This window comes from Luteimonas saliphila (genome assembly GCF_016774335.1).
GTDB classification, from domain to species: Bacteria; Pseudomonadota; Gammaproteobacteria; order Xanthomonadales; family Xanthomonadaceae; genus Luteimonas; species Luteimonas saliphila.
The window spans coordinates 117,097-142,821 of the sequence record NZ_JAETWA010000047.1 but is presented as its reverse complement, the minus strand read 5'-3'; the positions used below and the strand labels follow the sequence as shown (position 1 = coordinate 142,821).

The following is a 25,725-nucleotide window of genomic DNA, read 5'->3' as shown; positions in this document are numbered from 1 at the left end:
GCGTCAGTCCTCGCCGATGTCCTCGTTCCAGACCTCGGGATTCGCCGCGATCCAGTCGCCGAGCATGGCGATGCACTCCGGGTCGCGCAGGTCGACCACGTTCACGCCATGCTGGCGCAACCAGTCGTGGCCGCCGTGGAAATTCACCGATTCGCCCATCACCACGGTCCCGATGCCGAACTGCCGCACCAGCCCGCTGCAGTACCAGCAGGGCGACAGCGTGGTGACCATGATCGTGTCGCGATAGCGACGCTGGCGGCCGGCCTTGCGGAAGGCATCGGTCTCGCCGTGGACGGACGGGTCGCCCTCCTGTACGCGGCGGTTGCGGCCGCGGCCGAGCAGGGTCCCGTCGTTGCGGTACAGCGCCGCGCCGATCGGGATGCCGCCTTCGGCCAGGCCCTGGCGCGCCTCGGCGATCGCGATTTCGAGCATGGCGCGGGGGTCGGGGATCGGCATCGTCGGCGCTCCGGACGGGAAACCCGCACGATATCGCGCTTCGCCGTCACTGCGCGGACCGTGACGCCCGGCCTTGTCCCATCCCGCGGGCTCACCCAGAATCGTGCGGACGGGCACGCATCGCGCCGGGGGGAACATGCAGAACCTATTCGGAATCGCCGCGCTGGCGCTCGCCGGGCTGATCGGCGGCGGTTTCGCGCAGGCGCAGGTGGTCCAGGGGGGGCTGGAACTGCGCTGGGGGGATCCCGCGCCGGCGTCCGGGCGCCGAAGCGTCCCGACGAAGTTCGAGGCGGCGCTGGTGCTGGACAGCGGCGCGCGGATCCCCCTCGATCCGGACCAGGCGCGCCGTGGCGCCGGCGACCTGTACGCGCTCGGCAATCGACGCGTGGCCGTGCAGTTTTCGGTCGCGAAATCGTCGGCCGGCGGCCGCAGGATCGAGGCGATCGTGCCCGCCGACGCGCCCGACACCGCACGCGCGCATGGTTTGACCGGCAAGTCCGACGGCGTGGCCAAGGCCACGCTGGGCGCGACCCGCTGGATCACCGTGGCCTGCCGCTTCAGCGACATCGCCGAAGAACAGAAGCCGGTGACGTTCTTCCGCGACCAGTACGGCGATGCGCCGGGGCAACTGGGCCATTACTGGCGCGAGGTGTCCTACGACAAGATCCACCTCACCGGCAGCGATGCGCGCGGCTGGTACGCGCTGCCGCACCCGCGCTCGCACTACGTGACCGAGGAGGACGGCGAGAAGGACGCCGACCTCACCGCGCTGTTCAACGACTGTACCGCCGCGGCCGACGCCGACGTCGACTTCAGTCAGGTCATCGGCATCAACCTCATGTTCAACGGCGACCTGGATGGCTACGCCTGGGGCGGCGGCCGCTGCACCACGCTCGACGGCGTCAACCGCTGCTGGTCGAGCACCTGGAACCCGCCGTGGTCGTTCAACAACCTGGCGCCGCTGGCGCACGAGATGGGCCACGGCTACGGCCTGCCGCACTCGGACAACTCCGATGGCGACGACGATACCTACGACAACCCCTGGGACGTGATGAGCGACGGCTGGAGCAACGCGGTCCGGGACACGACCTACGGCTCGCGGCCCAAGCACATCAACATCCTGCAGCGCGACCGGCTGGGCTGGGTGGACGCGGCGCGCAAGCGCACGATCGCCGCGGGATCGGCGCGCACGCGTCTGGCGGTCGACTACGCCAGCCTGCCGCTGCCCACCGCCGGCAACGGTCTGCCCGACAACATCCGCATGCTGGTGCTGCAGACACCGCAGTCGCCCGACCCGTACCGCGGCACCTGGTACACGGTCGAGGCGCGGCGTCCGATCGGCGACTACGAGGGCCGGCTCGCCGGCGATGCGATCATCATCCACCGGGTCGGCAGCGACTACCGCTACGAGGCCGAGAGCCAGGACAGCGACTGGCCGCCGGCCGACACCGCCAACAACGAGGGCTCGATGTTCAAGGTCGGCGAGGCCTGGGTGTCGCCCGATGGCCTGTTTAGCGTTTATGTCGAATCGACGACCGCGACCGGCTTCACGCTGGTGGTCGGCGGCGACGCGCGGGTCACCGGTGGCAAGGGCCCGCGGCGCCGCAAGTGAGGGGAGGAGGCGGGCGCGGCGACACGCGGTCCACGGCGGCCGATGCGATAATGCGCGCATGAGCGCACCCGAAGAGTCCGGCACCACCCATTTCGGCTACCGCGAGGTGCCGGTCGGCGAAAAGCAGAAGCTGGTCGGCGAAGTGTTCTCGTCGGTCGCCGGCAGCTACGACCTGATGAACGACCTGATGAGCCTCGGCATCCATCGGGTCTGGAAACGCTACTTCGTCGCCACAGCGCAGGTGAAGAAGGGCGATCGGGTGCTCGACCTCGCCGGCGGCACCGGCGACATCGCCGCGCTGCTGCGCGACCGCGTCGGCGAGTCCGGCGAACTGGTGCTGGGCGACATCAACGGTGAAATGCTGCGCACCGGCCGCGACCGCATGGTCGACCGCGGCCACGTACGCGGGTTCCGCTACGTGCAGTGCAACGCGCAGACGCTGCCGTTCCCGGACGCCAGCTTCGACCTGGTCACCATCGCCTTCGGCCTGCGCAACGTCACCGACAAGGACGCGGCGCTGCGCGAGATGCTGCGCGTGCTCAAGGTCGGCGGGCAGGCGCGGGTGCTCGAGTTCTCGGAAGTGCAGGCGCAGTGGTTCAGGCCGCTTTACGACTTCCACTCGTTCAACGTGCTGCCGCGACTGGGCAGGCTGTTCGCGAACGACGGCGAGAGCTACCGCTACCTCGCCGAATCGATCCGCAGGCATCCGCCGCAGGAGGCGCTGAAGGCGATGATGGATGCCGCCGGTTTCGCCCGCGCGCGCTACCGCAACCTGTCGGGCGGCATCGTCGCGATCCACGACGGCTGGAAGGCCTGATCGCCGCTGCGGCGGCCGCAACGGTTGCAGGCGCTACAATCCGGGGTCCCGTTCCGCAGAGGCTTCCCCCGGCCATGCCTGTCCGTTCCATGCGCGTTCCGCGCAGTCCCGTCCTCGCCGCCCTCGTGCTTGCGTGCCTGCTGGCCGCCGGCTGCAAGCGCGAAGCCGCCGATCCGCAGGCCGCGGATGCCCCCGCACCCAGGCCCGCCGCCATGGTCGATACCGACGAACACTCCTATGCCGAACCCGCCAGGGTCGCCATCGACGACCTGGCGCTCGACCTGGACCTCGACTTCGACACGAAGACCGTGGCCGGCACCGCCACCTACACCCTGCAGTGGAAGGACGGGGAGGCCGCGCAACTGGTGCTCGACACCCGCGACCTGGCGATCGAGGGGGTCGAGGGCGATGTGGAGGGGGCCTGGCAGCCGCTGGCGTTCGCGCTCGCGGACAGGGATCCGAACCTCGGCAGCAAGCTGACCATCGAGGCGCCGCAGCGCCCGGCGAAGGTGCGCGTGCGCTACCGCACGTCGCCCCGGGCATCCGGCCTGCAGTGGCTGGAACCGGCCATGACCGAGGGCGGGCAACTGCCGTTCATGTTCAGCCAGTCGCAGCAGATCCACGCACGCAGCTGGGTGCCGCTGCAGGACACGCCGCAGGTGCGCTACACCTACAGCGCCCGCGTGCGCTCGCGGCCGGACGTGATGGTGCTGATGAGCGCCGACAATGACCCGCAGGCCGCGCGCGACGGCGACTACGCGTTCTCGATGCCGCAGCGCATCCCCTCCTACCTGATGGCGATCGCCGCCGGCGACCTCGTGTTCAAGCCGATCTCGGCGCGCAGCGGCGTGTGGGCCGAGCCGTCGATGGTCGACCGGGCGGCGGCCGAGTTCGCCGATACCGAAAAGATGATCGCCGCGACCGAGGCGCTGTACGGACCCTATCGCTGGGAGCGCTACGACCTGCTGGTGCTGCCGCCATCGTTCCCGTTCGGCGGCATGGAGAACCCGCGGCTGTCGTTCATCACCCCCACGGTGATCGTCGGCGACAAGTCGCTGGTGTCGCTGATCGCGCACGAGCTGGCGCACAGCTGGTCGGGCAACCTCGTCACCTTCTCCAGCGCCAAGCACGGCTGGCTCAACGAAGGCATGACCAGCTACGTGGAGAACCGCATCGTCGAGGCGCTCTACGGCGAGGAGTTCAGCGGCATGGAATGGGTAATCGCGCGCGATGCGCTCAAGCGCGGGATCAAGGGCATGCCCGAGGCGACGCAGTCGCTGGCGATCCGTCCGGGCACGCAGCTCGACGCCGACGATGCGCTGAGCCAGGTGTCCTACGACAAGGGCGCCTGGTTCCTGCAGTTCCTCGAGCAGCGCTTCGGGCGCGAGGTGTTCGATCCGTTCCTGCGCGGCTACTTCGACCACTTCGCGTTCCAGAGCATTCCCACCGAAACCTTCCTCGCGTACGCGAAGCAGCACCTGTTCGACCCGCATCCCGGCAAGGTGACGGATGGCGAGATCCAGGAATGGATCTACGGTCCGGGCATCCCGGCCAGTGCGCCGCAGGTGCTGTCGCCGCGGCTGGGCATCGTCGATTCGGCGCGGTTGGGTTGGCGAGGCAGCAAGCAGCTGCCGCCGACCTCGATCACCGGCCCGTGGAGCACGCAGGAATGGCTGCATTTCCTCGAGGGAATGCCGGAGACCCTGCCGGTGGCCGACCTGCAACAACTCGATGCGGCCTACCACTTCACCGGCACCGCCAATGGCGAGATCGCGATGCGCTGGTACCCGCTCGCGATCCGCAGCGGATACACGCCGGCGTACGAGGCCGGGACGGCATTCGTCGAGAAGATCGGCCGGCGCAAGCTCATCATCCCGGTGTACGAGGCGCTGGTGAAGACCGAACCCGGGCTGGCCCTGGCCAGGGCGGCCCTGGAGAACGCGCGGCCCGGGTACCACCCGATCACGACGGCGTCGGTGGAAAAGGTGATCGCCGAGGCCAGGCCGGCCCCCGCGCCGGTACCGGCACCCGCGCCGCCAGCCCAGGATGCGCCCCCCCCGGCCGAGGGCAGCGCCGCGCCGGCGTACTGAGGCGCGCCGATGCCGATCGGCGCGCTGCTGGCGGCGGTCGCGGTCCTCGGGCTGCTGGCGGTCGCGCTCGTCGGCGTCGCCACCTGGCGCGATCCGCGCCGACTGATCCGCGCCGAGTTCCTGCGCGAACGCCTCGCGGCCGGTTTCGCGGCGCACGAGGCGACGATCGAGGGCATCCGCTGGTGCTGGGTCGAACGCGCGGCCGCGACGGACGATGCGGCCACGCTGCTGCTGATCCACGGCTATACCGGCGGCAAGGAGAACTGGTACCGGCTGAGCGCGCGGCTCGGGCGTCGCTACCGGCTGGTGCTGCCCGACCTGCCGGGCTGGGGCGACAGCGAGCGCACCCAAGGCGCGGACTACGGTTTCGCGGCGCAGGCGGCGCGCGTCGCCGCCTTCATCGACCGCATCGGCGGCCCGGTGGTGCTGGTCGGCCACTCGATGGGAGGCGGGATCGCCGCGCTGGCGGCCGCCCGCCATCCGCAGCGGGTGTCGGCGCTGGTCCTGCTCGATGCCGCCGGCGTGGAGTTCGCGGAGAACGCCTTCGGCCTCGAGGTGCTCGAAGGCGGCAATCCGTTCGCGGTCGCGGATGCGGCGACGCTCGAGCGCTATTTCGCCACGGTCTTCCACGACGCCCGGGCCCGACCCCCGCTGCCATGGCCCGGATCGTGGGCGTACACCGCATGGCGGCGGCGCGAGGCGGCCTTCGAGCAGGCGGTGCTCGACCGTATCGGCCGCAGCGACGAACGCTTCCTGCCGTGGCAGGAGGCCGGCGACATCCGACAGCCCACCCTGCTGGTCTGGGGCGCCTACGATCGGGTGATCGATCCCGGCGCGATGGAACGCTACGCGCAGCGCATCCCGCACGCGCGCCGGCATCTGCTGACGGAGAGCGGGCACATGACGCTGATGGAGCAGCCGGGCGAGGTCGCCGACGCCATCGTCTCGCTGCTCGAGCCGGACGTGGCCTGACGCCCGGGCGCCACCGTCTTCGTCTTCGCGCCGTTTCCAGCGGTTGCCGTGTCGGGGCGTGCGTTTTTGTGCCCACCATCGCACCGTTGGCGTGATCGTCGTTCCGCCCATTTGCAGTTCGGCACGCCCGCAACCCCGGGCGAACCCGGCCAAGGGTCGTACCCGGGTGGCGCCTCGATCGCGCCCGTGGGATCTATCCGGTACCCCATCCGGATCGATGCGCGACAAGGAGTCCACCATGGCGTTGACCGCCGTATCCGCCGACAGCACTACCCACCAGGGGCACGACCCCAGTCTCGACACCCCCGCGTACACGGTGCAACAGCGCGATACGCTGTCCACCATCGCCCGCGACCATGGCGTCACCCTGAAGGCGATGCGCGATGCGAACCCGCAGGTGCTCAACCCGGACGTGATCTATCCGGGCCAGGCGCTGCGCCTGCCCGAGGGCGCGGTGTCGCCGACGACCGCGTTCGTCGATCCGGCCGGCCCCACGCCGACCCTCGAACGCAGGGACCGCGGCCCGGTGGTGACGCAGTTGCAGGAAGGTTTGCACAACGCCGGTTTCAATCCCGGCGCCGTCGACGGCATCTTCGGCGCACGCACCGAACAGGCGGTGCGCGCTTTCCAGGCCAGCCGCGACCTCGACGTCGACGGCATCGTCGGCCGCGATACCTGGTCCGCGCTCGGACGCAGCGGCGACCAGCCGGTGGCGCCCGTCACCGGCGATGTGGTCGCGACCGGCGACGCGGTGACCGATCGCCGCATCCAGGGGCTGCATCCGGAGGTGCGTGCGGTGGCCTCGCAGTTCGTCCAGCGCGTCGAGCAGGAACTGGGCATCCAGTTGCGCGTCACCGATGGCTTCCGCTCCTTCGCCGAACAGGACGCGCTGTACGCGCAGGGACGCAACGGCAATCCGGGGCCGATCGTGACCAACGCCCGCGGTGGCCAGAGCTACCACAACTACGGCGTCGCGTTCGACGTGGCGGAACTGCGTCCCGACGGCAATGTCAGCTGGGACACCGACTGGGAGGCGATCGGCCGCATCGGCGAGTCGATGGGGCTGGAGTGGGGCGGACGCTGGACCGGGCTGGTCGACCGGCCGCATTTCCAGATGGACCACGGCTTCAGCACCGGCCAGCTGCGGGAACGCGTGAACAGCGACAACCTGCGCGCGGACGGATTCGTCAACCTCGACTGACGAATCTCCGGTCGGGCTTCCGCGAGAACGCTTCCTGGCGTTGCGGGGATCTTCGCGGGCGTGGCGGGCTCCCGCCGCGCCGCGAACGACGTCGCTGCGCCGGTTGCGGCTTGCAGCCTTGCGCGCTGCGCACGACACTGATCGCCATCGCCGCCGCTCTTCCGTCGTCGCGCCGGCCCCGATCCAGGAGTTGCCGCGTCATGAAGCTGGTCCCGCTCGCCGCCACCGTGCTGCTGTCGATGTCCCTGCTCGCCGGCTGCAAGGACCGGGAAGCCGAAGCCGCCGCCCAGGCCGCTGCGCTGGCCGCTGCCAACGAGCAGGCCGCCGCCGAGGCCGAGCGCGCCTTCGAGGCCGCGGTCGCCGACGGCAACTGGTCGCTGGCCAAGGCGCAGGGCGACATCCTGCTCGCGAAGTGGCCGACCACCGAGGCGGCCGACCGCGTGCGTCCGAAGCACGACGAGGCGAAGGCGAAGGGCGATGCCGAGAACGAGGCGCGCCGCACCGCCGCGCTGTGGGCTTACCAGACGCAGTCGGTAAAAGGCGGCAACCAGGTGTCCGCGGCGATCTATGCGAGGGACCCCCTCGACGTGGACGGCAGTGGCGCCAAACCGGTGCGCCTGATCTTCCGCGACCACCCCGACTGGGGGCGCAGCAGTTACCTCGTGCTGCCGGGTGGCGATTTCGCGAAGGCCTGTTACGGCAAGTGCAGCGTGACCGTCGCCATCGACGATCAGGCGCCGAGGAAGATGTCGGCCAACCGTCCGAAGACCGACGAGGCGATCGCCATGTTCATCGACGACGAGAAGGCGCTGTGGCGACTGACGAGGGATGCGAAACGGATGCGCATCGAGTTCCCGACGCGCGATGTCGGCAACCAGGTCGCGGAGTTCGAGGTCGCGGGGCTGGAGCGGGGGAAGATGCCGGGGTGGGATTGAGCGTGTGATGGGTGCGAGCGTCGGGCGCACCCTGCCCGGACGTTACCCGCGCTGAAGAGTCCTGCAGTTTTGCTTGGGATCCTCCAAGTGTCATTTCGAGCGCAGCGAGAAATCCATGCTGCTGATCGCTCGAGGTTTCTCGCTGCGCTCGAAATGACAAACCAGACCTTCTCAGAGGTTCCTTGCAGCCGGATTGGACTGCGACTCGAGACCAGAAGCGTTCCGGCCGCCTGCGGCGGCCGGGCTCATTTCTTTGCTGACCCAAAGAAACGAACCAAAGAAAGGGCCTTCCGGACTGAAGATTCCGGTTCCTGCGCAGCGAAACTGTCCTCCGGATCCGCGGATCACGAACCCGCATGAAGAGGACAGCAACGAAGCCTGAGCTGCAGGCTTCGATCGATCGCGCGACGAGGCCCTAAAGCGCGTACCCGAACTGCTGCCGGAACTGCTCGCTGAACTCGTCGTAGTCGAAGCGCTGGTTCTGGGTGCCGGGATGCTCGACCTTCAGCGCGCCCATCAGGTTGCCGATGCGGCCGATGGTCATCCAGTCGCAGCCCTTCTCGATGCCGAAGATCAGGCCGGCGCGGAACGCGTCGCCGCAACCGGTGGGGTCGGTGATGCGGCGCTCGTGCGCGGGCGGCACGTGGTGGGTCTTGTCCGGGGTGTGGATCAGCGCGCCCTTCGGGCCCTGGGTGATGATGTAGGCCTTGACCCGCCCGACGATGTCCTGCTCGCTCCAGCCGGTGCGCTCCTGCAACAGGTTGGACTCGTAGTCGTTGACGGTCACGTAGTCGGCCTGCTCGATGAAGGCGCGCAGTTCCTCGCCGTTGAACAGCGGCATCGCCTGGCCGGGGTCGAAGATGAAGGGGATGCCAGCCTCGGCGAACTCCTTCGCGTTCTGCAGCATGCCCTCGTAACCGTCGGGGCTGACGATGCCGATGGTGACGCCCGGCACGTCGCGCACGTGGTTCTCGTAGCTGCGCATCATCGCACCCGGGTGGAAGGCGGTGATCTGGTTGTTGTCGTGGTCGGTGGTGATGAAGGCCTGCGGCGTGAACAGCTCGTCGATCACCTTGACCCGGTCGAGCGGGATCTGCATTTCCTCGAACCACTCGCGGTAGGGCCCGAAGTCCTGGCCGACGGTGGCCATGGGAACCGGGTCGCCGCCGAGCAGCTTGAGGTTGTAGGCGATGTTGCCGGCGCAGCCGCCGAACTCGCGGCGCATCCGCGGCACCAGGAACGAGACGTTGAGGATGTGGACCTTGTCCGGGAGGATGTGGTTCTTGAACTGGTCGGGGAACACCATGATGGTGTCGTAGGCCAGGGAACCGCAGATCAGGGCGGACATCGGGCGTCTCGGGCAGTCAAAATGGCGGTTAGGGTAGCCGGGCCGAGGGGGGCAGGCCAGCGGCGCCGGACCGGGCGCCGCACTTGGGGGACGAGGCGAGCTGTACGGGAAGCTGTCGCGCGACCCGATCCGGGCGTCCGCAGCCGCGGGAAAGCGCTTTTTTGCTAGGCTAGCCGCCCCTGTGACATTCCCCTGACGGACGCCGGCCCCTGATGTTCAAGAAGTTCCGCGGCATGTTCTCCAACGACCTGTCCATCGACCTGGGCACGGCCAATACCCTCATCTTCGTCCGCGGGCAGGGAATCGTGCTGAACGAGCCTTCGGTGGTGGCCGTGCGCCAGGATCGTTCCGGGGGCCAGAAGGCGGTCGCCGCGGTCGGCAGCGAGGCCAAGCAGATGCTCGGCCGCACCCCCGGCAACATCACCACCCACCGGCCGATGAAGGACGGGGTGATCGCCGACTTCACCTACACCGAGGAGATGCTCAAGCACTTCATCCGCAAGGTGCACAAGAGCCGCTTCCTGCGGCCCAGCCCGCGGGTGCTGATCTGCGTGCCCTGCGGCTCGACCCAGGTGGAGAAGCGCGCGATCAAGGACTCGGCGCTCGAGGCCGGCGCCCGCGACGTCTCCCTGATCGAGGAACCGATGGCGGCCGCGATCGGCGCCGGCATGCCGGTGACCGAGGCGCGCGGCTCGATGGTGGTCGACATCGGCGGCGGCACCACCGAGGTCGCGGTGATCGCGCTCAACGGCATCGTCTACTCGCAGTCGGCGCGCATCGGTGGCGACCGCTTCGACGAGTCGATCATCAACTACGTGCGCCGCAACCACGGCATGCTGATCGGCGACGCCACCGCCGAGCGGATCAAGATCGAGATCGGCTGCGCCTACCCGCAGGAGCGCAACGTCGAGATGGAAATCTCCGGCCGCCACCTCGCCGAAGGCGTGCCGAAGATGGTCAAGATCAGTTCCAACGAGGTGCTCGACGCCCTGCGCGAGCCGCTGTCGGGGATCGTCGCCGCCGTGCGCCAGGCGCTCGAGCAGACCCCGCCCGAGCTGTGCGCGGACGTCGCCGAGCGCGGCATCGTGCTCACCGGTGGCGGCGCGCTGCTGCGCGACCTCGATCGCCTGCTCAGCGAGGAAACCGGCCTGCATGTGCAGGTCGCCGAGGATCCGCTGACCTGCGTCGCCCGCGGCGGTGGCCGCGCGCTGGAACTGCTGGACCTGCACGGGAACGAGTTCTTCGCGTCGGAGTAGGGACGTGATCGGTGATTCGTGACGGGTGATTCGAAGGGCACAGGCTTCGTGTCACCTCTCCGTGTTCAATGGCCGACGCGCCCGGCCGTGGCCGCGCAGGCGGGCCCTGCTGTTCCCAATCACGAATCACCCTTCCCCAATCACGGCTCCTGAGTGTCCTCCTTCGCCAACCCGGCTGGACCCCGTCCTGGCGATGTCGTCGGGACGCTGCGCCTGCTGGCGTATCTCGCACTGTCGGTCGTGCTGATCGTGCTCGACCATCGTGGCGACTGGCTGGCGCAGGCGCGTGCCACCGCCAGCGTCGCGGTGCAGCCCCTGTGGCAGGTGGCCGGCCTGCCTTCGCGCCTGGGGCAGGCGATGCGCGAGGACGCGGCGACCCGCGCGACCCTGGCCGAGGACAACCGCCGCCTGCGCAACGAACTGCTGGTGATGGGCGCGCGCCAGGCGCGTCTGCAGGTCGAGGCCGACGAGAACGCGCGCCTGCGCGGCCTGCTCGGCGCCGCCGGGCGCGGCAGGCTGGACGTGCAGCTGGCGCCGATCCTCGACGTCGATCTCGATCCGGCGCGGCAGCGGCTGCTGCTCAACGCCGGGACCGGCGACGGCGTGCGCCAGGGCCAGAGCGTGATCGACGCCGGCGGGCTGCTCGGCCAGATCATCGCGGTCACGCCGGGCACGGCGACGGTCCTGCTGCTCACCGACCTCGACCACGCGGTGCCGGTGTCGGTTTCGCGCAGCGGCGTGCGCCTGCTGGCCTACGGCATCGGCCGCAGCGACCGGCTGGAACTGCGCAACATTCCGGTGTCGAGCGACGTGGTGGTGGGCGACGTGGTGGTGACGTCCGGCCTGGGAGGGCGCTTTCCGCCAGGGTTTCCGGTCGGGACCATCCTCGAACTTCGGCCCGACGACAGCCACGCCTTCCTGATCGGGGCGCTCGAACCCGCGGCGCAGCTCGACCGGGGGCGCGACGTGCTGTTGCTGCGCGAGCAGCCTCGCGCACCGCTGGGCCCCGCGCCTGGCGCGACGGGGGAGACGGACGCGACCGATGATGCCGCTTTGGCCCCGCACGCCCCCGCGGCCGGGGATGCGCCGCAGGCAGCGGCGCCCGCGGGCGCGGCGGACGGCGAGCCATCGCCGCAGGCAGCACGGGCGCGCACGCCATGAACCGCCGCGGACGGCTGTGGCTGCTGCCGGTCAGCGTGCTGGTGGCGCTGTTGCTGGGGTTGCTGCCGCTGCCGCAGCCGGTGCAGGGGCTACGGCCCTACTGGCTGGCGCTGATGGTGGCCTACTGGGTGATCGAGGAGCCCGAGCGCGCAGGCCTCGGCTTCGCCTTCCTGGTCGGCGTGCTGGCCGACCTGGTGTCCGGTGCCCTGCTGGGGGAACAGGCGCTGCGGCTGGTGGTCCTGGCCTTCATCCTGCAGCGCTTCCGCGCGCAGTTGCGCTTCTTCCCGCTCGCGCAGCAGGCGCTGGCGATCGGCGGGCTGCTGCTCAACGACCGCGTCGTCGCGGCGGCGATCCACCTGCTGCTGGGGCTGCCGCAGCTGCCATGGCTGTACTGGCTCGCACCGCTGGTGGGCATGCTGCTGTGGGTGCCGCTGTTCCTGCTGTTCGACGCGTTCCGCCAGGGGCGGAGGTCGCGCTGATGCGCGCGCGACGCGAGCGGATCCGCAACCCCTCCGCCGAAGCCGCCCAGTTCCGGCTGCGCGCCTTCGTCGGCTTCGGCCTGGTGGTGCTCGCGCTGGCCGGGCTGGCGGCTTGGTACTTCCGCCTGCAGGTGATCGAGCACGACGAGTACGCGCGACAGTCCGAGGCCAACCGCGTCAAGCCGCGCCCGGTGGTGCCCGCGCGTGGACTGATCTACGACCGCAAGGGCCGGCTGCTGGCCGACAACGTGCCCGCCTATCGCATCGACGTGACCCCCGAGGACGCGGGCGACATCCCGCGCATGCTGGCGGCGCTGTCGGAGGTGGTCGAACTGACGCCCGAGGAGATCGCGCGCTTCGAGGTCACGCGCAAGGCCACGCGCAGCTTCCGCGCGATCACGCTCAAGCAGCGCGTCAGCGACGAGGAGGTCGCGCGCTTCGCGGTCGACCGCTGGCGCTTCCCCGGCGTCGAGGTGGTGGCCTACCTCAACCGGCGCTACCTGCACGGCGACCTGCTGGCGCACGTCATCGGCTACGTCGGCCGGACCGACGAGGACGACGTCGAGCGCTACGGCAAGGATCAGGTGCTGTTTCCGCATACCGGCCGCACCGGCATCGAACGCTACTACGACGCGCAACTGCGTGGACGCATCGGCTACGAGCAGGTGGAGACCAACGTCGAGGGGCGCGCCCTGCGCAGCGTCGGCATGGTCCCGGCGCAGGCGGGCACCGACCTGCGCCTGGGCATCGACCTGGAGCTGCAGCGGGCGATGGTGATGGCCTTCGGCGAGCAGACCGGCTCGGCGATCGCGATGGATCCGTCGACCGGCGAGATACTGGCGATGGTCAGCCTGCCGAGCTTCGACGCGAACCTGTTCGTCAACGGCATCTCCAGCGCCGACTACCGGCGGCTGACGGACGATCCGTCGCGGCCGCTGTTCAACCGCCTGGTGCTGGGGGGCGTCGCGCCGGGCTCGACGCTGAAGCCGCTGATCGCGCTGGCGGGCCTCGACAGCGGCCTGCGCAAACCGGAGGACCGGGTGCTGTCGACCGGCATGTTCTACCTGCCCGGCACCCGCCGCGGCTGGGGCGATGCCAGCCGCGGCGGACACGGCTGGACCGATCTGCGCAGGTCGATCTCGGCCTCCGTCAACACGTACTACTACCGGCTCGCGCTCGACCTGGGCATCGAGCGCTTCGACCAGTACATGGCGCACTACGGGTTCGGGTCGCCGACCGGGATCGACCTGGCCGGCGAGATCGGCGGCATCCTGCCGTCGCCGGCGGCCAAGCTGGCCGCGCGCAAGGAGCGCTGGTACCCGGGCGACACGGTCAACGTGGCCATCGGCCAGGGCGACTGGAAGGTGACCGCACTGCAACTGGTGCGCGCCACGGCCGCGCTGGGCGAGGGCTCGCTTCGGCGGCCGCACCTGGTGGCGCAGACGCGCGCGGGCTTCGATGCGCCGTGGACGCCGCTGCCGCAGCCGGCGCCGGTGCCGGTGAGCCCGGACCCGGCCAACGTCGAAGTCGTGCGCCTGGGCATGGCCGACACTATGCAGCCCGGCGGTACCGGCTGGCGCGTGGCCGTCGGCGCGCCGTACACGATGGCCGGCAAGACCGGCACCGCGCAGGTCATCAGTCGGCGTGGCACCGCGGCGGTCGATCCGCGCAGCCTGCCGTTGCACCTGCGTCATCGCGCGCTGTTCATCGGCTTCGCCCCGGTGGAGGCGCCGACCATCGCGGTGGCGATCGCGGTCGAGGGCGGCGGCTACGGCGGCAGTGCCGCGGCGCCGATCGCGCGCAAGATCTTCGACGCCTGGCTGCTGGGGAAGATGCCCGAGCCACCGGAATCGGAGGGGACACCGCGCCCGGGGCCTGCGCGCCCCGATTTCGGCAATGTCCGCACGGGCGAGGGACCCGGGGAGGCGCCGCGCGTCGGGCGGCGCGGCGCCCACGAGTCGCCGATGACCCATCGCCAATCGCTGCCGGCACGGCCATGAACACCATCCTGCGCTGGCTGCTGGAATTGTTGCTGCGCTTCACGCGCACGCTCGACTGGCCGCTGCTCGGCGCCCTTCTGGCGCTGATGGGCATCGGCCTGGCGGTGCTGCACAGCGCCAGCGGGCAGAACATGGCGCTGGTGCAGTCGCAGGGGGCGCGGTACGTGGTCGGGCTCGGCGCGATGTGGCTGCTGTCGCGCATCCCGCCGCCGCCGCTGCGTCGCGCGACGCCGGTGTTCTATGGCCTGTCGCTGCTGCCGCTGCTGGCGGTGCTGGTCGTCGGCACGGGACGCAGCGGCGCGCACTGGATCGACCTGGGCGTGTTCTATTTCCAGCCGGCCGAGCTGATGAAGCTGAGTCTGCCGATGATGGCGGCGTGGATGCTCAGCCAGGCGCCGCTGCCGCCGCGATTCGGTCCCGTGCTGGCCACCGCGGCGATCATCGCCATGCCCACCGGGCTGATTTTGCTGCAGCCGGACTTCGGCACCGCGATGCTGGTCGCGGCCAGCGGCGTGTTCGCACTGTATCTGGCCGGCCTGTCGTGGGGATGGTTCGTCGTCGCCGGTGCGGGCGCGGCCACGGCCGCGGGGCTGGCGCTGCTCGCGCCGATCTCGTGGTTCTCGTTCCTGCGCCCCTACCAGCAGGATCGCATCCTGACCTTCCGCGACCCGCAGAACGATCCGCTCGGGGCGGGCTGGAACATCATCCAGTCGAAGATCGCGATCGGTTCCGGCGGCCTGACCGGGCAGGGCTGGGGAGAGGGCACGCAGTCGCACCTGAACTACGTGCCCGAGCACACCACCGACTTCATCTTCGCGGTGCTGGCCGAGGAGTTCGGCTGGCTCGGCGTGGCGACCGTGCTGGCGCTGTATGCCTTCGTCATCGGCCGCTGCCTGTGGATCGCGGCGGAGGCGCGCGATGCCTATGCGCGGATCCTCGCCGGCAGCCTCGGACTGGCGCTGTTTGTGTACGTGGTGGTCAACGGCGGCATGGTCTCCGGCCTGCTGCCGGTGGTCGGCGTGCCGATGCCGCTGCTGAGCTTCGGTGGCACCGCGGCGGTGTCGCTGCTGGCGGGGCTCGGCGTGGTGATGTCGGTGGGCGCGCACGCGCAGGGCAAGAAGCGCTAGCGCGCTGCGGCGCCGACGGCGCCATCGAATCGCGCGCGCGTTGCGCTTCGTTCATCGTTCGCGAAGCCATCGCGCGGGCCCTGCGTGCTAACCTCGCCGCCGATGATCCGACGTTCCGCAGCCGCGCTCTCCGCCTCCTTGCTTTCGATCGCGCTGTCCGCATGCGCGACGCCGGCTCCGCCGCCTCCAGGCGAACCCGGACCGGTCGCGCCTGCACCTGCGCCCGCCGCCGAGACGCCAGCCGCGCCCGCCGCGCCCGCGCTGCTGCCGAAGGTGCCGCAGCCCCCGGAACGCCCGGTGGCGCCGCCATCGGTGACCGATCCCGCGATCCCGCGCGAACAGCGCATCGACGCCTTCGTCGAATACACCGCGACCACCTACGGCGTGGACCGCGCGCAGATCCGCAGCGTGCTGGCGCAGGCGGAAAAGAAGCAGAGCATCATCGACGCGATGAACCGCCCGGCCGAGGCGGTGCGCAAGTGGCACGAGTACCGTTCGATCTTCCTCAACGATGCGCGCATCGACGGCGGCATCGCCTTCTACGACGCCAACCGCGTGGCGCTCGAGCGCGTCGCCGCCGATACCGGCGTGCCGGCCGAGATGATCGTCGCGATCATCGGCGTGGAGACCAGCTACGGCCGCATCACCGGCAGCTTCCGCGTGGTCGATGCGCTGTACACGCTGGCCTTCGACTATCCCAAGCGCGCGCCGTTCTTCGCCGGCGAGCTGGCGCAGCTGTTCGCGCTGAAGAAGGAAGAGCCGCAGCTCGACCTGCTCGCGCTCAAGGGCAGCTACGCGGGGGCGATGGGGCTGGGGCAGTTCATGCCGTCGAGCTACCGGCTGTGGGCGAAGGACGGCGACGGCGACGGCCGCCGCGACCTGCTGACACACCTGCCGGACGTGTTCGCCTCGATCGCCAACTATTTCGTGGTGCACGGCTGGGAACGCGGCGCGCCGGTGGTCGCGCGCGCCACGCGCGATCCTGGTGCGGAGGATTTCGTGCCGGAGAACTGGGATCCGGTCTACCCGCTGGCCGACCTCGCCGCGCGCGGCTACCGGCCGCAGCCGGGCCAGCCGGTGGCGGAAGGTGCGACCCTGCTCACGCTCGACGGCGACGCCGGCAAGGAGTACTGGCTGGCGTACCGGAACTTCTACGTGATCACCCGCTACAACCGCTCGCCGATGTATTCGCTGGCGGTGCACCAGCTGGCACAGGCGATCCGAGCCGGGGCCGGACCGGGGCAATGAGGCGGCTGCTGCCGCTGCTGGTGATCGCGCTGCTCGCCGGGTGCGCCGGGACGGCGAGGAAGCCGCCCGCCCCGGGCGGCGGCAGCCCGGTCGCGCCACAGGCCGATGCCGCCACGCCCCCCGACTGCACCGGCTTCAAGCCGTATCCGAAGGCGCAGGAGGACCCGTCCACGCGCGGCGACTACGTCGCCGGTGGCCTGTACAAGCCCGGCGTGAGCGACAGTACGCCCGACTATCTGCCCAACGTCGCCTGCATCCCGGAGCCGGTCGTGGTGCATGAGCCGCGTTCACCCTACGGCAACCGCTCGCCGTACCAGGTGCTCGGCAAGTCGTACCGGGTGCTCGCCTCGACCGACGGCTTCGTCGAGACCGGACTGGCCTCGTACTACGGCAACAAGTTCCACGGGCGCCGCACGTCGAACCACGAGGTCTACGACATGTACGCGTTCACCGCCGCGCACAAGTCGCTGCCGCTACCGAGTTTCGCCCGCGTCACCAATCTCGACAACGGCCGCTCGGTCGTGGTGCGGGTCAACGACCGCGGACCGTTCCACGACGGGCGGGTCGTCGATCTGAGCTACGCCGCTGCGGTGAAGCTCGACATCCACCGGCGCGGCACCGGCCGGGTCGAGGTGCGCGCGTTGCGGCCGGGCGAAGCTGCCACCCTGCAGGCCTCGGCACCGGCACCAGCGACGCCGAGCGGACTGGATGCGCTGGTGGAACGCCTTCCGCCCGCGGTCCCGACGCCGTCTGCGGCGACGGATACCGCAGCCGCAGCCGCGACGGGGCCGGGGGCACCTGTTCCTGTGGCCAGCGCGACGACAGCGCCGGATCGTTCCGCCGGTCTGGCGGACCACCCGCAGTACGGTCGCGAACAAGACCGGTTCCGCCTCGTCGACGGGGATGGCCGGGTGCGGACGGCGGACGACTTCGATGCGTGGATGCGCGCGCGCCAGGCAAGGCTCGATGCGGAGACCACGGTCGCGGCGGCACCGACCGGTCCGCGAACCGGCACCGCCGATCCGGTGCCGCAAGCGGCCGCCGCCACGCAGATCGCGGCCCGTGCCCCGGTCCCGCCCGCGGTGGCTGCGCCGTCGCCCACGCAGGCGCGAACGCCCCCGCCGACTCCGGCCACATCCGCGCACGCGACCGTCGATGGCGTCACCCTCCAGGTCGGTGTGTTCTCGGTGCGCGACAACGCCGAACGCGCCCTCGCGACCCTGCACGGTGCCGGCATCCCCGCGGCACGGATGCAGGATGTCGTCAGTGCCGGGCGCACGCTCTGGCGCGTTCGGGTGGGACCGGTCGCCGGCACGGCCATCGCCGACCTCGCCTCGCGCGTGACCGGCCTGGGACTCGGCGTGCCGCAGATCGTTCGCGAGTAGACTTTTCTTCCGCCGCCGCGGCCTGCGTGCGGCGTTTCCTTGTTCGCCCGGCCAGGGATGTCCGGACCACCGGAGTACCGTCCTCGATGAAACCCGCTGCTGTCTCCCGTCGCATCGCCGTGGCCGCGCTGGCCATCCTCGCCGTCGGATGGGCACTCGCGCAGGACCAGCCGCAGCCGGCGTCCGCGCCGGCGCCCGCCGCGCTGAGCGACAACCTGCCCACGCCGCCGCCGCCCTCGGTGACGGGCACGGCCTGGCTGCTGATGGACTACGCGAGCGGGCAGGTGCTGGCCGGCGAGAACATCGACCAGCGCGTGGAGCCCGCGAGCATCACCAAGGTGCTGACCAGCTACGTGATCGCGGCCGAAATGAAGGCGGGCAAGATCAAGCCCGACGATCCGGTGATGATGACCGAGAACGCCTGGCGCAAGGGCGGCGCCGGCACCGACGGCAGCTACAGCGGCTTCCCGGTCAACCAGACCGCGCCGCTGCTGGAGATGGAAAAGGGCATGGTGGTGCAGTCCGGCAACGACGCCGCGATCGCGCTGGCCGAGCACGTCGCCGGCAGCGAGGAGGCCTTCGCCGCGCTGATGAACGCCTATGCGCAGCGCATCGGCATGAAGAACTCCAGCTTCGTCAATTCGCACGGCCTGTCCGAGCCGGAGCATTACTCCACGCCGCGCGACCTGGCGCTGCTCGGACGCGCCATGGTGCGCGACTTCCCGGAGGAGTACGCGTACAACAAGCTCAAGGAATACACCGTCGGCCCTATCACGCAGCGCAACCGCAACCTGCTGCTGTGGCGTGATCCGAGCGTGGACGGGATCAAGACCGGCCACCATTCCGGTGCCGGCTACTGCCTGCTGGCATCGGCCCGGCGCGGCGACCAGCGCCTGATCTCGGTGGTGATGGGGTCCACCGGCGAGGCGCAGCGCGCGACCGATTCGCTGGCCCTGCTCAACTGGGGCTTCCGCTTCCACGAGACTCACCGCCTGTACGACGCCGGCAAGGCGATCTCCACGCAGAAGGTGTGGAAGGGCGCGGAGAACGAACTGCAGCTCGGCGTCGCGGCACCGCTGCTGGTGAGCCTGCCGCGCGGCAAGTACGACCAGCTCAAGCCGTCGATGGACGTGCCGCAGGCGCTGGTGGCGCCGATCGCCAAGGGCCAGGCGATCGGCAAGGTGCGGGTCACGCTCGACGGCAAGGTCGTGGCGGAGCGGCCGCTGGTGGCGCTGCAGGCGGTCGAGGAGGCGGGGTTCTTCAAGCGTCTCTGGCACGAGTTCCTGATGTGGTGGAACGCCGATTGAGCCGCTGACCGGACCCCGGCCCGGATTGCGTCTTTGCTAAGATCCGCCGTGCGGGCGTGACGCGGGAATGCGTCGCGGCCGGCAAGGGGGTGGGCGCGGCAATCGCGCCCCGCAATCACACTTTCAGGAAGAGAGAAGGGGTAAACACGATGTCCGGAATGTCTGGCAGGCGCGCGCTCGCGGTCGCGCTCTCGGCGGTCACGATGATGGCGGTGGCGGCACCGGCGCTGGCGCAGCGCCAGAGTGCGCAGGACCGGCGCCAGGAACAGGTCGCGCAGATCCCGGTCTGTGCCACGCCGCTTGGTTCGATCTCGGTGCTCGAGCCGGAGGATGGGGTGCACTGGTGGACCGGGCAGCAGTTGCCGGCGCCGTCGCGGCTGATCAAGGTGTTCGTCAACAAGTCGCGCTGCTTCACCCTGGTCGACCGTGGTGCCGGCCTGGACGCCGCGATGCGCGAGCGCGACCTCGGCGCCGGCGGCGAACTGCGCGTGCGCTCGAACGTCGGCAAGGGCCAGATCAAGGCGGCCGATTACGTGATGGTCCCCGACCTGATCGGCGCCAACAGCAATGCCGGCGGCAACGCGGTGGGCGGGCTGCTCGGCGGCCTGATCGGCGGCCGCGCGGGCGCGATCGTGGGCGGCCTGAACTTCAAGAGCAAGACCGCCGACGTGGTATTGACGGTCACCGACGTGCGCTCGTCCGAGCAGGTCGCGATGGCCGAGGGCAGCGCCAAGAAGACGGACATCGGCTGGGGCGCCGGCGGCGGCCTGTTCGGCGGCAGCGGCCTCGGGGCCGCGGGCGTCGGCGGCTACGCCAACACCGAACTCGGCCAGGTCATCACCCTGGCCTACCTGCAGGCCTATACCGACCTGGTGGCCCAGCTCGGCGGCCTGCCGGACAATGCCTCGGCCGCGAACGCGCAGCAGGCGGTCACGGTGACCAAGCCCGCGCGCCTGTTCACCGGGCCGGACGGCAAGGGCGTGGTGCGCTCGCTGGACGTGGGCATGATGCTGTACCCGACCGGCGGCAAGCAGGGAATGATGTGGGAAGTCGAGGACGAGCTCGGCAACAAGGGCTGGGTGTCGTCGACCCTGCTGGAACTGTCGCGCTGATCCCGGCGACCGGCGTCGTCGTGTCGCGAAGGCCGCCTCCGGGCGGCCTTTTGCGTTCCGGTGGTGGAGGTTTGGGTTCCGCGCCGGGAACCCCATAATCGGTCCATGGAAATCAGATCCGACAACCCCGAACACGGCTTCCAGTTCCCCGGCACCTTCGAGATCACCGCGATGGGCGCGGCCAACATCGGCCTGGAATCCGAGATCCCGCGCCTGCTGATGGCCGCGGGCCTGACCGTGCTGGAGGAAACCATCGCCTGGCGCGAGTCCAGCGGCGGCCGGTTCGTCTCGGTCAAGCTCAGCTTCCGGGCCGAGGACCGCGACCAGTACGAGGCCGCGCACGCGGCCCTGCGCGAACACCCGGAAGTGAAGTGGACCTTGTAGCGTCACGTCCGGCCTTCGTGCGCGACCTCGGCCGCCAACCCTACGAGCCGGTCTGGCGCGCAATGCAGCGCTTCACCGATGCGCGCGACGAACGGACCGCGGACGAGATGTGGGTGGTCGAACACGATCCCGTGTTCACCCTCGGCCAGGCCGGCAGGCCCGAACACGTGCTGATGCCGGGCGGGATTCCGGTGTTGCACGTCGACCGCGGCGGCCAGGTGACCTACCACGGCCCGGGCCAGATCGTGGTCTATCCGCTGCTCGACATCAAACGCCTGAAGGTCGGGGTGCGCGACTATGTCTGCCGGATCGAGCAGGCGATCATCGACACCCTGCTCGAGTGGAACATCCTCGGCGTCCGCCGCGACGGCGCGCCCGGCGTCTACGTCGGCGACGCGAAGGTCGCCGCGCTGGGTATCCGCGTGCGCCGCGGGCGCACCTTCCATGGCCTGGCGTTCAACATCGCCATGGACCTCGAGCCGTTCCGGCGCATCAATCCCTGCGGCTACGCCGGGCTGCAGGTGACCTCGATGCTAGACTTGGGCGGTCCCTCCGGGCTGGACGCGGTCAAGCCGGTCCTGCTGGACGAGCTCGCCCGCCAGTTCGGACTGGCGCTGCGGCCCGCGCCGCCGCCCGACCTCGCCCACCCCCTGCCTTCCGCGCCGCAAGCCGCCTGAGCCCATGTCCGAATCCAGCCCGCGCTCGATCCCGCTGCAGGTCGTCACGACCGGCGCGCCGGCGTCGCTCGAGGCCGGCGCCAAGCAGGTGGCCGGCGACAAGATCGCGCGCTCGCCGGTCGAGTTCGTGGGCGCGCCGGTGTTGCGCAAGCCGTCGTGGATCCGGGTGCGGATCCCGGCGAACGGCGCGGTCGCCGCGCTCAAGTCGAAGCTGCGCGCGAACCGGCTGGTCACCGTGTGCGAGGAGGCGAGCTGCCCGAACATCCATGAATGCTTCGGCCATGGCACCGCCACCTTCATGATCCTGGGCGAGGTCTGCACCCGGCGCTGCTCCTTCTGCGACGTCGCGCACGGCCGGCCGAAGCCGCCGGATCCGTCCGAGCCGCTGAACCTCGCCAACACCATCGCCGACATGGGCCTGAAGTACGTGGTCATCACCTCGGTGGACCGCGACGACTTGCGCGATGGCGGCGCCCAGCACTTCGTCGACTGCATCCGCGAGGTGCGCGCGCAGTCGCCGGCGATCCGGATCGAGATCCTGACCCCGGACTTCCGCGGCCGCGGCCGCATGGAGCGCGCGCTGGAGATCCTCGCCACGGATCCGCCCGACGTGTTCAACCACAACGTCGAGACGGTGCCGGAGCTGTACCGCAACGTGCGCCCCGGCGCCGACTACCAGTGGTCGCTGACCCTGCTGCAGAAATTCAAGGCGCAACACCCGGGCGTGCCGACCAAGTCCGGGATCATGCTCGGCCTCGGCGAGACCATGGAGCAGGTACAGGGCACGCTGCGCGACCTGCGCGCGCACGACGTCGAGATGGTCACCATCGGCCAGTACCTCCAGCCCAGCGCGCACCATCACCCGGTGCTGCGCTACTGGACCCCGGACGAATTCAGGGCGCTGGAGGACTACGGCATGTCGCTGGGATTCAGCCACGTCGCTTCGGGGCCGCTGGTGCGCTCGTCCTACCATGCCGACCGCCAGGCGATGGAGGCGGGCGTCGCCGCCTGAGCGGCCGGTTTGCGCCGGCTGCCGCATCGGCAGACGTTTCCCGGCTGGAACGCTCCGTTCACGCCGCCTCCAGCCCGGATGGCTAGAGTGAATCACCGCGATGGTGCAACTTGTCGCACTGTTGCGCGGTCACAGCCTGGCGGCATAGTGGACGCGCCGCCTCCCCATGGTCGTTTCCAGGATCGTCCCAGATGAAATTGAATCGCATCGTGCCCGTGACACTGGTCGCCCTGGCCCTGGCCCTCCCGCTGGGGTTCATGGCGCATGCGGACGGCGACGCGATCCCGGGTGCTCCGACCGCCGAACAGACCACGACCTCGCGGCTGGTCTACGGCCTGTTGTCGGACAGCCGCTACGCGTACCGGCCCCGGCCGCTGGACGCGACCATGTCCTCGGAGATCTTCGACCACTACCTGGAGGCGCTCGACGGCGCCAAGCTGTTCTTCACCGCCCAGGATATCGCGCGCTTCCGTGCCCACGAGTCGGGCATGGGCGATTCGGTGCGCAGCGGCAACCTCGAGCCGGCCTACACGATCTTCGCGCTGTACAAGCGGCGCGTGGCCGACCGGGTCGCCTATGCGCGGGGCCTGCTCAAGCAGGACATCTTCGACTTCACCGGCAACGACCGCTGGGAATACGACCGCGAGGACGCGCCGTGGGCCGCCGACGCCGCGGCACTGGATGCGCTGTGGAAGCAGTCGGTGCGCAACGACTGGCTGCGGCTCAAGCTCGCCGGCAAGAAGCCGGACGAGATCCGCAAGACCCTGGACCGGCGCTATCTCAACATGGGCAACAACGTGGCCGCGCTCAACCAGGAGGACGCGTTCCAGTCCTTCCTCAACGCGTACACCTCGACGGTCGATCCGCACACCGACTACATGAACCCGCGTACCGCGAAACTGTTCACCCAGAGCATGTCGCTGTCGCTGGAGGGCATCGGCGCGCAGTTGCAGAAGCAGGACGACGTGGTGGTGATCCGCGAGGTCATCGCCGGCGGCCCGGCCGCGATGAGCGGCAAGTTCAAGGCCGGCGACCGCATCGTCGGCGTGGGCCAGGGCGCGAGCGGGGCGATGGAGGACGTGGTCGGCTGGCGCCTGGACGACGTGGTGGAGAAGATCAAGGGGCCGAAGGACACGCAGGTGCGCCTGGACGTGATCCCCGGCGAGGCGACGCTCGACAGCACGCCGGTCCGGATCGTGCTGACCCGCGCCCGCATCAAGCTCGAGGAGCAGGCGGCGAAGTCGGAGATCATCACCCTGCCCGCGCCGGCCACCGGCGGTGCGGACAAGCGCATCGGCGTGATCAAGCTGCCGGCCTTCTACCAGGACTTCGAGGGCCGGCGCACCCGCAACGGCGAGTACACCTCGGCCACGCGCGACGTTGCGCGGCTGCTGCAGCAGTTCCGCACCGACGGCGTCGACGGCGTCGTGCTGGACCTGCGCAACAATGGAGGCGGTTCGCTCAACGAGGCGATCGAGCTGACCGGGCTGTTCATCGACAAGGGCCCGGTGGTGCAGGTGCGCGAGTCGGGCGGAAGGGTGAGCGTGGAAGGCGACCGCACCCCCGGGGTGAGCTGGGACGGTCCGCTGGCGGTCCTGATCAACCGCAGCTCGGCCTCCGCCTCCGAGATCTTCGCCGGCGCGATCCAGGACTACGGCCGCGGCCTGGTCATCGGCGAGACCTCGTTCGGCAAGGGTACGGTGCAGAACATCGTGCCGCTGGACCGCTGGCCCGCGAACGAGGGCGACAAGTACGGCCACGTGAAGCTGACCATCGCGCAGTTCTTCCTGCCCGGCGGCAGCAGCACACAGAACAAGGGCGTGGTGCCGGACGTCGCGTTCCCGGTGACCGTGGACGCCAGCGAGTTCGGCGAGAGCACCTACGACAATGCGCTGGAATGGCGCCAGATCGCCGCGGTGCCGCACCAGCGCTACGGCGATTTCGGACCTCTGCTGCCCAAGCTCGAGGCGCTGCATGGCGCGCGCGTGGCCGCGGACAAGGAGTTCCAGTGGTGGTCGGCGGACGTGGCCGAGTTCCGTGCCGAGCGCGCGAAGAAGTACGTATCGCTCAACGAGGCCGAGCGCCGCGCCGAGCGCGACCGCGACGAGGCCAAGCGCAAGCAGCGTCAGGAAGAGCGCAAGACGCTGGGTCTGGCGCTCGACCCGCTGGCCGAAAGCAGTACCGACGACGGCCTCCATGCCGGCGAGCGCAACGTCGCCGAGGACGCGGCGCGCGAGAAGGCGGCGGAAAAGCGTCCGGATCCGCTGCTGCGCGAGTCGGCGGCGATCCTCGCCGACGCGGTGCGACTGCTCAACAACGACCGCCAGTTGTCGGCGCAGGTGCTGCCCGAATCGACCGCACCGGGCCGCTGGGCGCAGTAATCCCCCGCGCGCCGTCATATCCGTAGGAGCGCCTTCGGGCGCGATGCTTTTCTCTCGATCGATTCCCGAAGAAATGCATCGCGCCTGAAAGCGCTCCGACACGAGCTGGGTCAGGCCTTCGCCGTGCCCTTCTGTGCGTTGTGGCGCTCGATCGCGTAGACCAGGATCTTCTTCGCTTCCTCCGCGCCACCCCAGCCCTCGAGCTTCACCCACTTGCCCTTCTCGAGATCCTTGTAGTGCTCGAAGAAGTGGCCGATGCGCTCGAGCCAATGGGTGCTCACCTGGTCGATGTTCTCGACATGGGCGTAGCCCTGGAACACCTTGGTCACCGGCACCGCGAGCAGTTTCTCGTCGCTGCCGGCCTCGTCGGTCATCTTCAGCACGCCGACCGGGCGGCAGCGGATCACCGAGCCGGGCACCAGCGGCAGGGGAAGCACCACCAGCACGTCGGCCGGGTCGCCGTCGCCGCAGAGCGTGTGCGGCACGTAGCCGTAGTTGCACGGATAGCGCATCGGCGTCGACAGCACCCGGTCGACGAAGATCGCGCCGCTTTCCTTGTCCACCTCGTACTTGACCGGCTCGGCGTCCTTCGGGATCTCGATGATCACGTTGATTTCGTCGGGCGGATTCTTCCCGGTGGAGACGTGGTCGAGACCCATGGGACGGCAGCTCCGGCAGCGCGGGCCGGGGCCCGCTAGATCAGGGAGCGGCATTCTACGCGACCGTATGCTGCAATGCAGAATTCCGGCAGCCCGCCCACGCGGC

At 70.0% G+C, this 25,725-nt stretch carries 22 protein-coding genes; 19 read left to right on the top strand and 3 right to left on the bottom strand.

Going from position 1 to position 25,725, the window contains the following annotated elements; genetic code table 11:
• Positions 1–3: 3 nt before the first annotated feature.
• Positions 4–456, bottom strand: coding sequence for a nucleoside deaminase (locus JMO03_RS19065; RefSeq protein ID WP_202845349.1), 453 nt, complete (start codon positions 454–456; stop codon positions 4–6).
• 136 nt (positions 457–592) lie between these two features.
• On the opposite strand from JMO03_RS19065, the gene JMO03_RS19060 reads away from it, so the two are divergent.
• The 6 genes from JMO03_RS19060 (at position 593) to JMO03_RS19035 (ending at position 8,083) form a co-directional block, all read left to right on the top strand.
• Complete coding sequence (locus tag JMO03_RS19060; RefSeq protein WP_202845348.1) at positions 593–2,068, top strand: metallopeptidase domain-containing protein; 1,476 nt, start codon at positions 593–595, stop codon at positions 2,066–2,068.
• Positions 2,069–2,126: 58 nt separating this feature from the next.
• Complete coding sequence (gene ubiE, locus JMO03_RS19055; protein WP_202845347.1) at positions 2,127–2,885, top strand: bifunctional demethylmenaquinone methyltransferase/2-methoxy-6-polyprenyl-1,4-benzoquinol methylase UbiE; 759 nt, start codon at positions 2,127–2,129, stop codon at positions 2,883–2,885.
• A gap of 74 nt (positions 2,886–2,959) precedes the next feature.
• Positions 2,960–4,975 (top strand): M1 family metallopeptidase, encoded by a 2,016-nt coding sequence (locus tag JMO03_RS19050; protein WP_425491864.1) that lies wholly within the window; start codon positions 2,960–2,962, stop codon positions 4,973–4,975.
• Between the two features lie 9 nt (positions 4,976–4,984).
• On the top strand, positions 4,985–5,947 hold the full coding sequence (locus tag JMO03_RS19045; RefSeq protein ID WP_202845346.1) for an alpha/beta fold hydrolase: 963 nt from the start codon (positions 4,985–4,987) through the stop codon (positions 5,945–5,947).
• Positions 5,948–6,185: 238 nt separating this feature from the next.
• Positions 6,186–7,148: a peptidoglycan-binding protein gene (locus tag JMO03_RS19040; RefSeq protein WP_202845345.1), complete on the top strand. Its 963-nt coding sequence runs from the start codon at positions 6,186–6,188 to the stop codon at positions 7,146–7,148.
• Between the two features lie 200 nt (positions 7,149–7,348).
• On the top strand, positions 7,349–8,083 hold the full coding sequence (locus JMO03_RS19035) for a hypothetical protein (protein ID WP_425491863.1): 735 nt from the start codon (positions 7,349–7,351) through the stop codon (positions 8,081–8,083).
• A gap of 415 nt (positions 8,084–8,498) precedes the next feature.
• Here the strand turns inward: JMO03_RS19035 and JMO03_RS19030 are convergent, their stop codons facing one another.
• Positions 8,499–9,431 (bottom strand): carbohydrate kinase family protein, encoded by a 933-nt coding sequence (locus tag JMO03_RS19030; protein WP_202845344.1) that lies wholly within the window; start codon positions 9,429–9,431, stop codon positions 8,499–8,501.
• Between the two features lie 212 nt (positions 9,432–9,643).
• Here JMO03_RS19030 and JMO03_RS19025 point away from each other — a divergent pair, with 212 nt between their 5' ends.
• The 13 genes from JMO03_RS19025 to JMO03_RS18965 all read left to right on the top strand — a co-directional run bounded on the left by JMO03_RS19025 (position 9,644) and on the right by JMO03_RS18965 (position 24,960).
• Positions 9,644–10,687, top strand: a complete 1,044-nt coding sequence (locus JMO03_RS19025; protein WP_149102380.1) for a rod shape-determining protein — start codon at positions 9,644–9,646, stop codon at positions 10,685–10,687.
• Between the two features lie 153 nt (positions 10,688–10,840).
• Positions 10,841–11,848 (top strand): rod shape-determining protein MreC, encoded by a 1,008-nt coding sequence (gene mreC, locus JMO03_RS19020; protein WP_202845343.1) that lies wholly within the window; start codon positions 10,841–10,843, stop codon positions 11,846–11,848.
• Entirely contained in the window at positions 11,845–12,327 is a 483-nt protein-coding gene (gene mreD, locus JMO03_RS19015; protein WP_202845342.1) for a rod shape-determining protein MreD, read from the top strand. Before mreC ends, mreD begins: the two co-directional genes overlap by 4 nt.
• The gene (mrdA, locus tag JMO03_RS19010; protein WP_202845341.1) at positions 12,327–14,327 is read left to right on the top strand and encodes a penicillin-binding protein 2; all 2,001 of its coding nucleotides are present in this window, start codon (positions 12,327–12,329) and stop codon (positions 14,325–14,327) included. Before mreD ends, mrdA begins: the two co-directional genes overlap by 1 nt.
• Positions 14,324–15,454 carry a rod shape-determining protein RodA gene (gene rodA, locus JMO03_RS19005; protein WP_202845340.1) on the top strand — a complete coding sequence of 377 codons (1,131 nt, stop codon included), beginning with the start codon at positions 14,324–14,326 and terminating at the stop codon, positions 15,452–15,454. The genes mrdA and rodA overlap by 4 nt, the downstream gene beginning before the upstream one ends.
• A gap of 102 nt (positions 15,455–15,556) precedes the next feature.
• A complete protein-coding gene (mltB, locus tag JMO03_RS19000) occupies positions 15,557–16,702 on the top strand; it encodes a lytic murein transglycosylase B (RefSeq protein WP_202845339.1) in 1,146 nt (381 codons plus the stop codon).
• Positions 16,699–18,087, top strand: a complete 1,389-nt coding sequence (locus JMO03_RS18995) for a septal ring lytic transglycosylase RlpA family protein (RefSeq protein ID WP_202845338.1) — start codon at positions 16,699–16,701, stop codon at positions 18,085–18,087. The genes mltB and JMO03_RS18995 overlap by 4 nt, the downstream gene beginning before the upstream one ends.
• An 86-nt stretch (positions 18,088–18,173) precedes the next feature.
• Positions 18,174–19,394 (top strand): D-alanyl-D-alanine carboxypeptidase family protein, encoded by a 1,221-nt coding sequence (locus JMO03_RS18990; protein ID WP_202845337.1) that lies wholly within the window; start codon positions 18,174–18,176, stop codon positions 19,392–19,394.
• A gap of 149 nt (positions 19,395–19,543) precedes the next feature.
• Positions 19,544–20,506 carry a CsgG/HfaB family protein gene (locus JMO03_RS18985; RefSeq protein WP_202845336.1) on the top strand — a complete coding sequence of 321 codons (963 nt, stop codon included), beginning with the start codon at positions 19,544–19,546 and terminating at the stop codon, positions 20,504–20,506.
• A gap of 105 nt (positions 20,507–20,611) precedes the next feature.
• Positions 20,612–20,890, top strand: a complete 279-nt coding sequence (locus JMO03_RS18980) for a DUF493 family protein (protein WP_202845335.1) — start codon at positions 20,612–20,614, stop codon at positions 20,888–20,890.
• Positions 20,878–21,567: a lipoyl(octanoyl) transferase LipB gene (gene lipB, locus JMO03_RS18975; protein ID WP_202845334.1), complete on the top strand. Its 690-nt coding sequence runs from the start codon at positions 20,878–20,880 to the stop codon at positions 21,565–21,567. The genes JMO03_RS18980 and lipB overlap by 13 nt, the downstream gene beginning before the upstream one ends.
• 4 nt (positions 21,568–21,571) lie before the next feature.
• A complete protein-coding gene (lipA, locus tag JMO03_RS18970) occupies positions 21,572–22,579 on the top strand; it encodes a lipoyl synthase (RefSeq protein ID WP_202845333.1) in 1,008 nt (335 codons plus the stop codon).
• A 191-nt stretch (positions 22,580–22,770) separates the two neighbouring features.
• Positions 22,771–24,960 carry a carboxy terminal-processing peptidase gene (locus JMO03_RS18965; protein WP_202845332.1) on the top strand — a complete coding sequence of 730 codons (2,190 nt, stop codon included), beginning with the start codon at positions 22,771–22,773 and terminating at the stop codon, positions 24,958–24,960.
• A gap of 110 nt (positions 24,961–25,070) precedes the next feature.
• On the opposite strand, the gene ppa is transcribed toward JMO03_RS18965, so the two are convergent.
• Positions 25,071–25,619: an inorganic diphosphatase gene (ppa, locus tag JMO03_RS18960; protein ID WP_202845331.1), complete on the bottom strand. Its 549-nt coding sequence runs from the start codon at positions 25,617–25,619 to the stop codon at positions 25,071–25,073.
• Positions 25,620–25,725: the final 106 nt, after the last annotated feature.

What these genes read in the sequence shown, in the direction of transcription:
- JMO03_RS18965 (WP_202845332.1), top strand. Translation starts at nt 22,771, where the DNA reads ATGAAATTGAATCGCATCGTGCCCGTGACACTGGTCGCCCTGGCCCTG.
- rodA (WP_202845340.1), top strand. Translation starts at nt 14,324, where the DNA reads ATGAACACCATCCTGCGCTGGCTGCTGGAATTGTTGCTGCGCTTCACG.
- mreD (WP_202845342.1), top strand. Translation starts at nt 11,845, where the DNA reads ATGAACCGCCGCGGACGGCTGTGGCTGCTGCCGGTCAGCGTGCTGGTG.
- JMO03_RS19030 (WP_202845344.1), bottom strand. Translation starts at nt 9,431, where the DNA reads ATGTCCGCCCTGATCTGCGGTTCCCTGGCCTACGACACCATCATGGTG.
- JMO03_RS19035 (WP_425491863.1), top strand. Translation starts at nt 7,349, where the DNA reads ATGAAGCTGGTCCCGCTCGCCGCCACCGTGCTGCTGTCGATGTCCCTG.
- JMO03_RS19050 (WP_425491864.1), top strand. Translation starts at nt 2,960, where the DNA reads ATGCCTGTCCGTTCCATGCGCGTTCCGCGCAGTCCCGTCCTCGCCGCC.
- JMO03_RS18985 (WP_202845336.1), top strand. Translation starts at nt 19,544, where the DNA reads ATGTCCGGAATGTCTGGCAGGCGCGCGCTCGCGGTCGCGCTCTCGGCG.
- JMO03_RS18990 (WP_202845337.1), top strand. Translation starts at nt 18,174, where the DNA reads ATGAAACCCGCTGCTGTCTCCCGTCGCATCGCCGTGGCCGCGCTGGCC.
- JMO03_RS18980 (WP_202845335.1), top strand. Translation starts at nt 20,612, where the DNA reads ATGGAAATCAGATCCGACAACCCCGAACACGGCTTCCAGTTCCCCGGC.
- JMO03_RS19025 (WP_149102380.1), top strand. Translation starts at nt 9,644, where the DNA reads ATGTTCAAGAAGTTCCGCGGCATGTTCTCCAACGACCTGTCCATCGAC.
- JMO03_RS19040 (WP_202845345.1), top strand. Translation starts at nt 6,186, where the DNA reads ATGGCGTTGACCGCCGTATCCGCCGACAGCACTACCCACCAGGGGCAC.
- ubiE (WP_202845347.1), top strand. Translation starts at nt 2,127, where the DNA reads ATGAGCGCACCCGAAGAGTCCGGCACCACCCATTTCGGCTACCGCGAG.
- ppa (WP_202845331.1), bottom strand. Translation starts at nt 25,619, where the DNA reads ATGGGTCTCGACCACGTCTCCACCGGGAAGAATCCGCCCGACGAAATC.
- lipA (WP_202845333.1), top strand. Translation starts at nt 21,572, where the DNA reads ATGTCCGAATCCAGCCCGCGCTCGATCCCGCTGCAGGTCGTCACGACC.
- mltB (WP_202845339.1), top strand. Translation starts at nt 15,557, where the DNA reads ATGATCCGACGTTCCGCAGCCGCGCTCTCCGCCTCCTTGCTTTCGATC.
- JMO03_RS19060 (WP_202845348.1), top strand. Translation starts at nt 593, where the DNA reads ATGCAGAACCTATTCGGAATCGCCGCGCTGGCGCTCGCCGGGCTGATC.
- mrdA (WP_202845341.1), top strand. Translation starts at nt 12,327, where the DNA reads ATGCGCGCGCGACGCGAGCGGATCCGCAACCCCTCCGCCGAAGCCGCC.
- JMO03_RS18995 (WP_202845338.1), top strand. Translation starts at nt 16,699, where the DNA reads ATGAGGCGGCTGCTGCCGCTGCTGGTGATCGCGCTGCTCGCCGGGTGC.
- JMO03_RS19045 (WP_202845346.1), top strand. Translation starts at nt 4,985, where the DNA reads ATGCCGATCGGCGCGCTGCTGGCGGCGGTCGCGGTCCTCGGGCTGCTG.
- JMO03_RS19065 (WP_202845349.1), bottom strand. Translation starts at nt 456, where the DNA reads ATGCCGATCCCCGACCCCCGCGCCATGCTCGAAATCGCGATCGCCGAG.